Here is a 13,362-nt window from a genome sequence, read left to right as displayed (position 1 = left end):
GTCACTATCTCCTCTAATCATCTAGGTTTCTCATCAGCATGTTTGGCAAAAAGTTCACCTTTACTCGAAGCGCCTCCCCTGCACTGAGCTTTATCGCCGAAGGGACTAAGCTTACGGGCAATATGGAATTTACAGGTGATGTGTTGATTGGCGGTGAAGTGCAAGGACAAATCCTGTCACAGGCCAATGTAATTGTAGAGCGGACAGGTAAGCTTCATAGTGAAGTTAAATGCCGTGAACTGATTATTGATGGCTACTTTAAAGGTCGATTGATTTGCGAGCGCTTAGTGATCCAAGGTCATGGTATTGTCGATGGCGATGTGGCGTGTACCTCGATGCAGATCAGCGAAGGCGGCCAGTTTATTGGATTAAGAATTAAGGAAGATCACCAAACCATCCATGCCCATCCGCTCCCCTCACCCGGCTCTGCAAATGTTTTACTGTCAACCTCAGTATCTCTTGTGCCGGAAAGCCAAGACTAAGTAACAACGCTGGCTGCTTTCACTCTTGTTACATTCATGTCATTAGTTGCATATTTGTTAATTTAACGGTTAGATCACAGTTAAGCCGTATGGCAACTGCTAACCTTGCCTATCAATAATGTCTGCGTTTCGGGCGCACAGGCAAGGCAATCCCCATGATCAATCCCTTACTAAAACAGATCTGTGAACTCGACGTCTTTACCCTGCTCGTCTTTAAAAGCATTTTTGATACAGGCCATGCTAATAGTGCGGCTAAAGCGTTAAATGTATCGGCTCCTAAGATTAGCCGTTGCCTGAATGCCCTTCGATTAACGTTTAACGATGAGCTATTCTACCGCCGTCAACAGGGGCTCAAACCCACCCCTTTAGCCGAGAGCCTCTATTTTGCTATCTGCCAGTTTACCGATTCGGTGTATCACTTAGAGCAATCCGCGCTACAAATTCAAAATGCAACCAGCCATGTTGAGCGGCCGCTACAAATAGCGGTGAGTAATGGGTTGTTGAGTTTTTTAGCACCGCAGCTCAGCTCCCCCGAAGCCGTGGATGAGTTAGGGCAAGTCAGATTACATAAGTGGCAGGAAAACAGTGCCGAATTAATCCACGCCGGAGAATTAGATTTCGGGATCTCACTGGAGAATACAGAGAGCAAAGAGTTAACCGTCAGTCGCTTGGGTGGGATCTCGATGATTTACGTGGTCGCCGCTAAGCAGCATCCCATATGGCAAGTTCAAACCCATATTAGTCTAGAACAGATATGTCGCCATCCCTTCTTGTGCATTGAACTCAAAGGATTTAACAGCAGAATCGATCCTCTCGAGCTCTTCTGTCAGCGCCAAGGGATCTTATTGCCTTCGCTCGAAAAGGTACTCGATAGAGAAGAATGGTACGCTCATCTACTGACCATGCAGAGTGTGGCCTTCTGCTCAGGTATCGATATGCACACGGTCAAACATATGCCGGGGCTCAAATTAGCACCGCTACCGCTCACCGAACTGCATCGCCTGCACGATACTATTATGCCGCCACAATATTATTTAGTTGAAAAGCCTCGCAGCCACCGACGTTACAGCCCTGCCCAATGTGAACTCGTTGTCAGTTCCTTACTGACGGCGCTTAGCCAAACTTACGCCTAAATCCAGCCTTATTGCCATGGCATGCAGGTGCTATTCGGTTTGTTGCAAATCTGCTTCTGAATGTTAAATCCCACCTAAAGAGGGATAAAAGTTGACTCAACGCAAGAGTCATTTTCATACCTTTTTACGGCCAAAAAACAAATGGCATATAAGCTTCACCACTATCACCCGATAAAATTAATTGAAAATTAATCCACTTAAAACACTAAAACCAAAGTAAAAAATCTGCGAGATACTTCATACATTTCCCAGCGAATTTCAACTTTTAAAATATTGATTTTCAGATTTTAGAATTGCCGTTTTGGTGTGTTAAATCATCGTTCACATATCAGATACAAACTTATAAATACCACTTTATAAGTAGGTGAATCGACCTATAGTAGAGTCACTGCACACGCAGTCTTATAGAAGAAAAAGGGACGCGATGATGAAAAACTACAATAAATCTCTACTGGCACTGGCGCTCACCAGCGCCTTGTGTCTAACCGCCTGCGGGGACGGCAAAGACGGGCAAGATGGTGCACCAGGAACCCCTGGCACACCAGGTACCCCCGGCACGCCAGGAACACCCGGACTTCCTGCAGGCTCATTTGCTAAAACCGCTGACTCCATTACTGATCTGAAATTCACCCTCAGCCCAGCAGACATTAAAGTCACCAGTAGCGAAGGCTTTAGCGTTAAGTTCAGCTTAACCGGAAAAAGCTCAGGCAAAGATGTGCCCTTTATGGGACTCGACAAAATTGCCCTCTATTCGTTAACGGCGAATGAAAACACCTCGGGCACGGGCGCTCCCATTGAATGGCAAAACAATGCCATGGCAAACAATGCGGGCACCTCTTTAACTTGTACACTCAATGGCCTTAACGGTACTAAAAACGCGTGTACATTAACCGAAGACACTGCAAATCCAGGCACTTACACTGCCACTTGGACCTATGATGGCGCGGCGCCAATCATCAATCCAAATGACAATCCTAATGCGGTACACAGAGTCTTTTTAAGCGCTTACAATATCGTCAACGCTGCCGGCGTAGCCTTGTCTGATAAGGTGCTCTCAGTGCCTGTAGACTTTATCCCTGCAACCGATGAGTTAGCGGCATCAGGTAAAGACACAGTATCGAGCGCGGCTTGTAAAAACTGTCACGGTGAAGTGGATGGCCATATCGCGAAGATTGAAGCCCACCATAACTACCAAGACGTTAAAAACTGCGTAACCTGCCACAACCCAGACCAAGTGCCAAGTGATGCGCAACTTGCTGAAGGTTGGGTATTCGACTTTGCACCTATGATCCACCGTATCCATGCGGGCGAACATAATGCGGACTATCTGTCTGGCGAAGCCAAAGAATACTTCGGTGAAATTGGTTTCCCATCAGACTTGAAAGAATGTAAGTCTTGTCACGATGGTGAACCAAGCTATAACACCAATATCTACGCTCAGGCCTGCGTGGGTTGCCATATCAATGTTAACTTCGCAACCGGTGAAAACCACTCTGAGTTTGGTTTAGCTCAAGCCGATGACACTCAATGTAAATCCTGTCACGGTAGCGGCAGCTTAACGCCTGAAGCAGTCCACAGTGTCGGTAAACGTGCTGAATATGCGTCATTAATGACTGTCGATTTTACCAGCGCGACACTAGGCACTTCAGCAGTTGCGGGCATGCAAAGTCTAACGCTAAAAGCTAACGTCACACTCAATGGCGCTGCCATTGCCGATGGCACTAGCCTGAAAACCTACAATGCCACCAGCAACCCAACAGCAATACTTGCTGCGAACGGTTTGCTACTGGGTAATGTGGCCACCGATGGCACTGTATACTCATGGCGTGACGTTAAACCTACTGCCGTTAGCCTGAAACTGGAAAACGGTACCCTGTCAGGTGGCGTATTAACCTTCGTGAAAGATATCCCTGATGCACAAGCAACTGGCACTATCTACGTCGGTTCTGAAGCCAACTTCTGTGCCAAAGCGGGTAAAGTGGTTAGCTGTAATACTGAAGGACTTGAATATGGTCCAACTAGCCCTGTAGGTAACACTTCAGCAGTGAAATTCTTTAACTTAAGCGGCGGTACACCTGCGGTAGCCCGTATGAATGACCCTGCTCGCATCACAGTTGAAGAAGCGAAATGTAACGCATGTCATGGTAGCTTAGACTATGCGAAAGGCTACAGACACGGGGTTTACACCTTCGATCAATGTATGAACTGTCACAACGATACCACTGGTGCTTCAGGCCATGGTGCAACAGGCTACAAAGGCGAAGATGGCAAGTTAGTTGTGAATCCAGACGTCACCTTTAACAACAAAGACCTATTCACCGTTGCTCACCGTTTCCACAGTGGTAACTTCGGTGTTGTCGAAGGCATCTTCCGCAATGCAGCAGGCGAATTAGAAGGTTATCCATCACCAGAAACCGCATGTTCAGCCTGTCACAAAGATGGTGCAACCCTGTTCGCAGCTGACGGTGGTTTAACTTCTGGCAAACGTTCTATCAAAGTGGGCAGCAACTACATTAGCCCTGTTGCTGAATCATGCCGCACCTGTCACGCTCACTCAGATGCAGCAGCCGTAGCTCACTTTAGAAGTAACGGTGCGATTGTCGAAGCCGATGCTGTGACCGATCCTAACCTACCAGTAGAATCATGCGCGACCTGCCATGCTGAAGGTAAAACCTATGGCATAGATAAGGTACACGCAGAGGTAGCACACTAGTACTAGTACCTTCGGGTTGCCCCCTGCACAACCCGAGTCTCCTCTCTGCAACTCATTGGGGCTCCTTCGGAGCCCCTTTTTTATGCATAGAGATTAATTCGTTGTCGTATCAACTTGAGTCGCACTTTGTGCAATGCGTTGCCTTAACAGCTTAATAAATTCTCTCGGGTCACGGTCTAAACTGTCGTGGGGAATATAAAGATGATAACCAAGGTGAGTATTGAGCATCACGCAGCGATGACCAAACATCGCTAATACCCCACGGTAGCGATCGCCATCGACCACTAAAGGGCTAAATTCGGCGCCAAGATAGGTTTCTAAGGTTGCCAAATCTTCTTGCTGTGAGGCTGCTGTCACCAGTAATGGCCGCTGCTCAGTCAATAAGCCCGCCGCAAGACGCAATGAAATATTATCGAGGATAGGATTTAACTGTTTGAGCTTAATGCCGATATAGGAAAGCTCAATAGTATCAACACTCTGAGTGACTCGAGGAATATCTACCCGTTGAATGTTGCTCCAGTTTATTGCGACTTTGCCGCGGCGATGAAAATAGGTCAGTCCCTGTTCATCCATGCTCAAGGTGGTCTCAGGTTCATAGACCTTCGCCAAGCCCAAGATCAACGCAATCGCACCTAGGCTGAAAAACACTAAGCCCACGGCAAATAGCTCAGGAAATAGCACAAATAACCCAAAACCTAAGACAAAGGCACTGGCTCCTATAATGGTTAAAGTTAAACCATTACGTTTTGAGAGCGGGCGAACCGAGACAACATCGGACTCTTGCGTCATATTTTTATCCCTGTTTTATCCAGAGCCATAAACGGCCTATGTATTCATGTATCGCCCGTTGCGAAGCGAGCAAGTTATCCGCAGTCAAGCGCCAGTAGAAACCGTCTCTGGCCCTAAAATCCGTCGGTGCGGCGCTCGCCGTTAATCCTTGACCGCTAAAAATCGCCATCGACCTTGGCATATGGGAGGCTGACGTGACTAATCGCACAGCTTGATTACCTAAGTGTTCTTTAAAATAGTGCGCTTCTTCAATCGTGTCGCGCGGCAGGGGCAATTGAACGATACGTGATGCATCCACACCCAGTTCAATCGCCGCCTTTGCCATCACTTCGGCATGGGGATGCTGCGTTAGCTCGCCCTCCCAACCACTGACCACTAAGGTGCAGTCTTGACCTAATTGGAGTTGCCTTAGCCCTTCCGTTAGCCGCGCTAAGGCGACCGTCGATAAAGATTGTACCGCAGTAGCACCTGGGATATCCGAGTGTACTGACCCCAGCACCATGACCACACAGGTACCAGCAATAGGCGTGGAATTAATGGGATATTGAGTCTCGAGCGGTTTAACGAGATAGTCGACACTCAATTGACTGCTGAGCACTAGGAGCAGCGAAAACGCACCGCCAATCGCCCATTTTGCTAACCTAGGTTTGCGCCAAACCAACAAAGATAGCAGTAATAACAACAGGATAAATGGAATAGGCATGATTGCCTGAGAGACAACTTTCTTAACCCAAAACATGCGTTAGTGCCCAATTATTCAAAGGAGCGCAATCATAACATCAAAAGAAAGCAAAACGCATCGCCAAGGCGATGCGTTGTCACGAGGGAAAAAGTAACGTTAGTAGGTTATTTTTCCCATAACCAAGCGGCGCCGCGCACACCCGAAGAGCAGCCATAAAGGTTCTGTACGACAGGTGTTCGACACTCTCTTCCCACAACATAACGAGTTAATAATGCAGGTAATCTTGGATAAATCGCCTCAATATTAGACATGCCACCGCCGAGGACAATCGCATCCGGGTCGAGCATATTAATCACATGGGCGAGTGAGCGTGCGAGTCTGTCCATGTAACGATCAAAGGCCGCGATCGCCATTTCATCCCCCGCATCGACTAAGGCCATAATATCTGTACCAGATTTGGCGGGCGCAGCTTGTACATTCACCGCACGGCTTAGGGCCTCGTTGTAATCGCGAACAAAGCCAGTGCCCGAAATAAAGGTTTCGATACAATCGGGATTACCGCAGAAACAACGGGTAGTATTAAACTCTTCCTTGGTCATCCAAGGCAGCGGATTATGGCCCCACTCACCGCCAATACCATTGCCGCCAGCGTGTACTTTGCCGTTAATGGCCACACCCGCGCCGCAGCCCGTGCCAATGATCACCCCGAATACCACGGATTTACCCGCAGCAGCACCATCGACGGCCTCGGATACCGCAAAACAGTTGGCATCGTTAGCAACCCGCACTTCGCGGCCGAGCAGTTCCCCTAAATTCACATCGAGGGGATGACCGTTGATCCAGGTCGAGTTGGCATTTTTGACTAATCCTGAATAGGGAGAAATGACTCCCGGGATCCCCACGCCAACCGAGCCCTTTTCACCTAAGGTCGCTTCGGCCTCATTCACTAAATCGACGATGGCATTCAGGGTGCCCTGATAATCCCGAGGGGTATTGATACGCTTACGAAACAGTTCATTACCTTCCTCACTTAAGGCGACGAGTTCTATTTTTGTGCCACCTAAATCGATGCCCATGCGTATCATGAATGACTTACTCCACTGTTATTCGACCAAGGCGTCAGTACAGACGTCCTTGGCATTGTTCGTTATTCTGCCCAGCCTGGCGCCGTGGCAATAAAATAAGGGTTTAATATGTCAGGTTTTTGATTGTAGGTTAAGGGTAAACCTGAGTCATAACACACAACTTTGCCGCCTGCGCTTTCCAACACGGCCTGCGCGGCTGCAGTGTCCCATTCGCTCGTAGGCCCTAATCTGGGGTAGAGATCGGCCTTGCCCTCAGCCAACATACAAAACTTCAGCGAGCTTCCTACGCTTAACATCTCGTGTTGACCGAAATCCTTTAAATATTCCGCCACATCAGGGCTTAGATGCGAACGACTGCCGACAACAATTGGTACTTGTCTTGGCGGGTTACAGCCCTGTAGCTCTCGCTCTTGTTGCCCATCCTGTCGCCAAGCGCCTAAGTGTCTGGCGCCAAAATAGACAGTATTGAGCACGGGCGCATAAACCACACCAGCAATAGCAACACCTTGGTGGATAAGCGCAATGTTGACGGTAAACTCACCATTTCGCTTAATAAATTCCTTAGTGCCATCCAAAGGGTCAATCAGCCAATAGGTCTGCCAGTGTTGACGTTCATCCCAGGCAATATCAGCCGCTTCTTCCGACATCACGGGAATGCCCGCAAATTGCTCGGTAAGCTGGGCTAAAATAACTTTGTGAGCCGCCAAATCGGCCGCCGTCACCGGGCTCTCATCACGCTTTTGCGTAACGGCAAAATCCTCTTGGGCATAAATCGCCATGATGGCGTCGCCTGCCGCATTGGCAATCTTTACCACCCGCAGTAAATCAGCCTTCGAAAAATGCGCTGCCATCGCTGTATTATCTGTCACTTAGCCACCTGTATTCAATTTGCTTTTCGGCATTATGCCACTGGCAGCAATTGATAATTAAGAACAAATTCATCATACATCGAGCAAAATCGACTAAGGCACTGACAAATTCACTTAGGCGCAAGGCTTACGCCATGGGCATAAATGCTAAATAAGTCGAGTCTAAGCCAAGCTGAATACGCTGAAAAGAGACATTGCCTAGGCTGCATTCGTATTCACAGCCTTGAAAACACTGCAAAGAAGAGAAAGAAAACGGCAGAGTAAGATGAGGCCACTTGAAGCTACCACTAGCCTTAGACCAAGACTAAGGGCTTAATCTCCAACCATTTATTATGAGAGATAACGCTTAATGAACTTGCGCGGCATAATCCTCAAGCATGGCCTTAAGCTGCCATCGCCAGTCACGCCACAGCTCGGAGCTATGGGGTAATGCCGAATTTTGCCCAGTTAAGCACTGGCGTACTCTACCGCTATTTAACGCACTGTAACTGGGTCTTGGTGCCAGTTTATTGCCTTTCCCAAGCGCTTTTGCCGCATAACTTAGGCTATCTATGGCGCTAATCGGCACGGCTTTATCTAATAACTTCAGTGCCAAGGCTTGGCGCTGGATTTCGAGAGCAAATTCATACCAACTGCATTGCCCCTGCCCGGCATAGTGGAATAATCCTGATCCGCAACCGACGTTTAACGGACTCGCTATCAACTGCCAAATAAGATGCGCGAGTGCATCTGCCCATGTCGGCGAACCTATTTGGTCGTTTATCACTGAGAGTGGCTGTCTATCGGGCATAGAGGTCATCAACCTCAGCATGGTTTTCACAAAATTATGCCCATCGACACCGTACAGCCATGCGGTGCGAATAACCATCCCGCGCTCAGCCAAGATGCGCAGCACCGCTTGCTCCCCCGCGAGTTTACTCTTGCCATAGACAGATAAGGGCGCTGGTGTGGCGCTTTCAGTTAACCCGCGTTCAATTAAGCCGCTTTCAGTTAAACCACTATTACTTAAGCTGCTATTACTTAAGCTGCTATCGGTTAAGCTGTTCTGATTTAACGCCAGTTCCTCAATGCCCACTGGCTCACCGCTAAACACATAATCGCTGGAGATATGCACCAAACGCGCGCCCGAGAGCGCACATTCGCTTGCCAATAACTCAGGCCCAAGGCTATTGACACGATAAGCCTCTTCGGCCGCCATTTCCGCCCTATCGACCGCATTGTAGGCGGCGCAGTTAATCACACACTCAGGTTTAAAGCGAGCAAAGGCAGCGGCAACACTTTGTTTATCACCGATATCTAACTGGGAATGGCTAAGCGCGTGCACGCGAAAGACGCGGCCATCGAATCTATTTGCCGCCTTGGCAAGCACTCGTAATAAAGCCTTAGACAGTTGGCTATCTGCGCCAGTTAACAATACAGTTACTGTTGATTCTGGCTCGCTATTAGGCACATGCATCGCCTTGTTATCTTTTTGCATTCTTAACGTCGGCACCTCAAGCGATATCATCGCTAAACAGCGGCATTAAATCGGCAACGCTTTTATGCTCCCGCTGAGTTAAGAAGTTAAGCAGTGCCATCGGTGAGCGATTGAGCAGCTTATCCTTTGGATAATCAACCGCTTCAATAATACTTAAGGCACGGTCAAACCCGCCGAGACTAAAAGCCACATGGGAATCCGAGCCCATCACTAAGGTGGCCCCCAATTCTTTTGCCGCTTTAGCAATCGCGGTGCAGTTAGCTTCGCTGCCCTTGCGAGAGACTTCAAAGGAGGAATTATTGATTTCAAGCGCCACTCCATATTCGGCGGCAGCTGCGGCTACAGCCTCAATATCAATGGGATAAGCAGGATTACCCGGATGGGTAATAATATCGACCTTGCCGCTTTTAATGGCGTTAATCATCGCCTCGGTATGGGTTGCCTTATCCGAGGGCGGAAATACCGGCTCATGGAACCCTGCCAACACGATATCGAGCTGAGACAAATAATCGCCAAAGTAATCGATTTCACCTTCACGGTTTTTAATATTGGCTTCGATGCCGCGTAAAATCCCCACGCCATCGACCATACGCGGGAGCACGCGTAAATTCACAAAATGCCAAAAATGCGGTGCATCCGCCATCGCCGGGCCATGGTCGGTGGTGGCAAACAGACGGATCCCCTTTTGCTTCGCCACCGCTAAATAATCGTGGATAGTGCTATAGGCATGGGTTGATGCCACGGTATGGGTATGGGTATCGACTGGGTACTGCATGGGTCACCTCTGTCTTGTACTATTGCGTACTGACTATTGTGTTCTGTATGCGTTAACCATTAGTCGGTTAACGTCCCTTAGGCTCAACTAGTGGAATAGCGAGAGCAATTCATCGGCACTGCCTTGCCACGCGCCTTTGCCCTTTCCTTCGAGAATACTATCCGCTAAACCTTGCTTATGCTGCTGCATTTCTTGGATTTTCTCTTCTACCGTGCCTTCGGCAATCAGCTTGTAAACGAACACTGGGTTTTCTTGGCCAATGCGGTGCGCCCTGTCCGTCGCTTGCTTTTCTGCCGCCGGATTCCACCAAGGATCGTAATGGATAACCGTATCCGCCGCAGTGAGATTAAGCCCAGTGCCGCCAGCCTTTAAGCTGATTAAAAATACCGGCGTATCGCCTTCTTGGAACTTATCAATTTGCCCCTGACGCAGCCGAGTTTGCCCCGTTAGTTTGCTGTAGTCGATGTCGAGGGATTGCAGCAATTCCTCAATTAACAGCAACATACTGGTAAATTGGCTGAAGATTAAAATCTTGCGACCTTCCTGCACCATTTCCGGCAGGTTTTGGCTCAGCCAGTTTAGCTTGGCATTATTTTTAACCTTTTGCGCCTGCTCGAGTTTGACTAATCGCGGATCGCAGCAGGCTTGGCGCAATTTGAGCAAGGCATCTAAAAACTCGATATGGCTGCCCGCCACACCTTGGGTTGCAAACAATTCTCGAATTTTTTTCTCCATACTCAGGCGAATACTTTCGTATAGATTACGCTGATCTTTCTCAAGCTCTAGGGTTTGGTAGATCTCGGTTTTAGGTGGCAGCTCAGTCACCACCTCAGCCTTGGTTCGCCTTAATACAAAGGGAGCGATACGTTGACTCAGCACCTTAGCCTGCTCGCCATCGCCATAACGCTCAATCCGATAGCGAAACGCCTTATTGAAATAGGCGGTTGTACCCAAGAGTCCCGGTAAACAAAAATCCATCAATGACTTGAGTTCACCTAAATGATTCTCAAGGGGGGTGCCGGTAAGGCAGAGTCTAAACGGCGCTTGCAACGCCTTAATTTGCTGGCTCACTTTGGCTTGAGCGTTTTTAATCTGCTGCGCCTCATCGAGCACAATGTGCTCAAACGGCTGAGCCTGGTAATAATCGTAATCCCGCACCATAAGGGGATAGGTAGTGACGACGACATCAAACTCGCTTAATCGCGATAACAGGGGCCCACGCTGCGCGCCATGGATCACCGCCAAGGTTAACGATGGCGCAAACTTGGCCGCCTCCTTCGCCCAGTTTCCCACTAAACTGGTTGGGCAAATAATCAGGCTCGGCAATCTTGGCTGCCCAACCGATTTAGCCTCCTGCTGCTTTAACAGGAACGCCAAGGTTTGAATGGTTTTTCCAAGCCCCATATCGTCGGCTAAGATGCCGCCGAGTTGATATTCTTTTAAAAAACAAAGCCAATTTAAGCCCTGCTGCTGATAAGCCCGCAGCTGTGCATTCAGTCCTGTCGGCGCGCTGACCGCAACCACACCATTAAATTCGGCTAATTTTGTCGCGAGCTGACGCACCCTTTCACCATTGAGCAGGCTAATCTCGCTTTCGGCTAACTCATTGAGTAAATGCGCACGGTACTTAGGTAAGGCGATACTCTGGCCACGATGCTGCTCAAACAACTCTTGAATAATGCTCATTAAAGGTTTGATAACACTGGCTTTAATTTTAAGCCATTCGCCAGAGGGGCTGGGTAGCAATAACTCGGCATCATCGGCTGGCTCACCATGTTGTTTTAACCAAGTGGCCACCAGCGGCAACATAGGTAAGCGTTGACCATTGATATCGGCATGTAACGATAGGGAAAACCAGCCTTCTTGACTGTCATCCAGCTCAACCGTTAACGGCGTATCGACCACCTTAAGGCTAAACTCTGGGGCAAGTCGCACCTCTAGGCCTTGAGTTTGTAATCTTGGGACTTCTTCATCGATAAACGCTAGCCATTCCCGAATCGCATCGGGCAAGTTGCCTAAGCTCCAGAGGGAAGTCCCATTTGCGGCGCCCTCCAAGCTAAAGCGGCTAAAGCCAAGGGTTTGCAGCTTTGATACGGCTTGCTGCTCTTCTTCAAGCGCGCGGTTAATTTGATAGGTGGTGCCACCCTGAGTCACCAGAGTTAATGCTTCTTTGGCGGCATTGCCACTTAAGACGAGATCCCCGTAGACAAACTCCAGCGCGAGATACGGCTGGGCGATGCCTGTATCCAGCACAGACGACTGATTGCTGCTAGGCATTGTGCCTGCGGGGATTAGCTTAAGCGTCAAACGAAGCTGTAACTTATCCCTCAACTCGACAAAATCGATGGCGCTTGGTGGCGGCACAGTGCGCGCCGAAAAATGCTTGATCAGTCGATGGCTCACCAATTCAACCTGAGTGCTCGGCACGGGCGGCATTTGGCTGAGTAGCCGCAGCTTATCGACGCTAATATCGGTATCGATAAGGCCGATGTGAAAATAATCCAGCTCGATATAGTAAGGCGGTTCAGTCGGCACCAGCTCCCAGTTATCCCGCTCGGGCAAGACTAGGCGCATTTGCTTGTGCTCGCTGTCGATATCCTGCCAGAGAAATTGCGGTGTAATGCCCTCACCAGCGGTTAATGCGAGGCGGCTCTCTTCCCAGAAACAGCGCTCGGTGGCAAGCATTTTCTCGATGGCTACCGCCCCTAGCTGCGCCTTAAGATATAGGCGCGATGCGCCGTGGCGTCTGGTCGACATAATAAGATTTAAGATCAGCACATCCTCGGCGCCAATCCAAGCGGGCATATAATATTGCACGTCCGAGAGCGCAATCTTAGTGCCCTTATTGTAACCGCCCTTTTTGCCAAGCTTGCCGCGTCTCAGCTCGATAAACACCCCGTTATCGTCCTTTGAGAGGATATACAGCACCCTGTCATCGTAGAGGGATTCGACATCATTCACATTGGGATCATCGGCTTCATCGAGTAGGTGTAACCACTGTGCAATACGTTGATCTTCAACGGTTTTGTCTGTAAGCAGACTATAGAGCACCGCGGCCATATGTTTACAGTTACCGCTGGCGGGGCAGGAACAAAAGCCATTCATCACGAGTTTATGATTAACACTGACCAGACGAATATCCTGACGATAGGGCGTGGTTTCCGTGCCCGTGACTGTGCCTTCGATATGGCGAAAATCGGCATTGGCTTTCGCGCTTAACACCCTCCCCTGCATCACATAATCACGGGCGCGCATCAGTGTCGGCGGCGTGAATAAGGACTCAATAGCCGTTTGAGTCAATTGGATTGGCTCTTGGGGGGACAAGCGATTCATCTGCAAAACCTTGAAACTCAAAAA

Annotated in this window: 10 protein-coding genes; 3 read left to right on the top strand and 7 right to left on the bottom strand. The window is 49.0% G+C overall.

Features of this window, described 5'->3' with window-relative positions:
* Positions 1–38: 38 nt before the first annotated feature.
* From B5P39_RS04875 to B5P39_RS04865, 3 genes are all read left to right on the top strand, one after another.
* Positions 39–482: a bactofilin family protein gene (locus B5P39_RS04875; protein WP_088210664.1), complete on the top strand. Its 444-nt coding sequence runs from the start codon at positions 39–41 to the stop codon at positions 480–482.
* Positions 483–637: 155 nt separating this feature from the next.
* On the top strand, positions 638–1,615 hold the full coding sequence (locus B5P39_RS04870) for a LysR family transcriptional regulator (protein WP_088210663.1): 978 nt from the start codon (positions 638–640) through the stop codon (positions 1,613–1,615).
* Between the two features lie 424 nt (positions 1,616–2,039).
* On the top strand, positions 2,040–4,328 hold the full coding sequence (locus B5P39_RS04865; RefSeq protein WP_088210662.1) for an OmcA/MtrC family decaheme c-type cytochrome: 2,289 nt from the start codon (positions 2,040–2,042) through the stop codon (positions 4,326–4,328).
* Between the two features lie 93 nt (positions 4,329–4,421).
* On the opposite strand, the gene B5P39_RS04860 is transcribed toward B5P39_RS04865, so the two are convergent.
* The 7 genes from B5P39_RS04860 to B5P39_RS04830 all read right to left on the bottom strand — a co-directional run bounded on the left by B5P39_RS04860 (position 4,422) and on the right by B5P39_RS04830 (position 13,338).
* Positions 4,422–5,117, bottom strand: coding sequence for a DUF2982 domain-containing protein (locus B5P39_RS04860; RefSeq protein ID WP_088210661.1), 696 nt, complete (start codon positions 5,115–5,117; stop codon positions 4,422–4,424).
* A 4-nt stretch (positions 5,118–5,121) separates the two neighbouring features.
* Positions 5,122–5,856, bottom strand: a complete 735-nt coding sequence (locus B5P39_RS04855; protein WP_088210660.1) for a YdcF family protein — start codon at positions 5,854–5,856, stop codon at positions 5,122–5,124.
* 107 nt (positions 5,857–5,963) lie between these two features.
* A complete protein-coding gene (gene mak, locus B5P39_RS04850; protein WP_088210659.1) occupies positions 5,964–6,884 on the bottom strand; it encodes a fructokinase in 921 nt (306 codons plus the stop codon).
* 62 nt (positions 6,885–6,946) lie between these two features.
* On the bottom strand, positions 6,947–7,753 hold the full coding sequence (cysQ, locus tag B5P39_RS04845; protein ID WP_088210658.1) for a 3'(2'),5'-bisphosphate nucleotidase CysQ: 807 nt from the start codon (positions 7,751–7,753) through the stop codon (positions 6,947–6,949).
* Between the two features lie 346 nt (positions 7,754–8,099).
* A complete protein-coding gene (locus tag B5P39_RS04840; protein WP_088210778.1) occupies positions 8,100–9,209 on the bottom strand; it encodes a sugar nucleotide-binding protein in 1,110 nt (369 codons plus the stop codon).
* A 37-nt stretch (positions 9,210–9,246) separates the two neighbouring features.
* The gene (locus B5P39_RS04835) at positions 9,247–10,005 is read right to left on the bottom strand and encodes a phosphatase (RefSeq protein WP_088210657.1); all 759 of its coding nucleotides are present in this window, start codon (positions 10,003–10,005) and stop codon (positions 9,247–9,249) included.
* An 87-nt stretch (positions 10,006–10,092) separates the two neighbouring features.
* Positions 10,093–13,338 (bottom strand): DEAD/DEAH box helicase, encoded by a 3,246-nt coding sequence (locus B5P39_RS04830; RefSeq protein WP_088210656.1) that lies wholly within the window; start codon positions 13,336–13,338, stop codon positions 10,093–10,095.
* Positions 13,339–13,362 lie beyond the last annotated feature (24 nt).

The sequence above is a fragment of the Shewanella sp. Shew256 genome (assembly GCF_002196695.1).
GTDB lineage: Bacteria > Pseudomonadota > Gammaproteobacteria > Enterobacterales > Shewanellaceae > Shewanella > Shewanella mangrovisoli.
Note: the sequence above shows the minus strand (reverse complement) of the source record. Positions and strands in the feature narration are given on the sequence as shown.

Bases quoted from the DNA above. Each gene is read 5' to 3' on its own strand.
- B5P39_RS04865 (WP_088210662.1), top strand. From the start codon at position 2,040: ATGATGAAAAACTACAATAAATCTCTACTGGCACTGGCGCTCACCAGC.
- B5P39_RS04835 (WP_088210657.1), bottom strand. From the start codon at position 10,005: ATGCAGTACCCAGTCGATACCCATACCCATACCGTGGCATCAACCCAT.
- B5P39_RS04840 (WP_088210778.1), bottom strand. From the start codon at position 9,209: ATGCATGTGCCTAATAGCGAGCCAGAATCAACAGTAACTGTATTGTTA.
- mak (WP_088210659.1), bottom strand. From the start codon at position 6,884: ATGATACGCATGGGCATCGATTTAGGTGGCACAAAAATAGAACTCGTC.
- B5P39_RS04870 (WP_088210663.1), top strand. From the start codon at position 638: ATGATCAATCCCTTACTAAAACAGATCTGTGAACTCGACGTCTTTACC.
- B5P39_RS04855 (WP_088210660.1), bottom strand. From the start codon at position 5,856: ATGTTTTGGGTTAAGAAAGTTGTCTCTCAGGCAATCATGCCTATTCCA.
- B5P39_RS04830 (WP_088210656.1), bottom strand. From the start codon at position 13,338: ATGAATCGCTTGTCCCCCCAAGAGCCAATCCAATTGACTCAAACGGCT.
- B5P39_RS04875 (WP_088210664.1), top strand. From the start codon at position 39: ATGTTTGGCAAAAAGTTCACCTTTACTCGAAGCGCCTCCCCTGCACTG.
- B5P39_RS04860 (WP_088210661.1), bottom strand. From the start codon at position 5,117: ATGACGCAAGAGTCCGATGTTGTCTCGGTTCGCCCGCTCTCAAAACGT.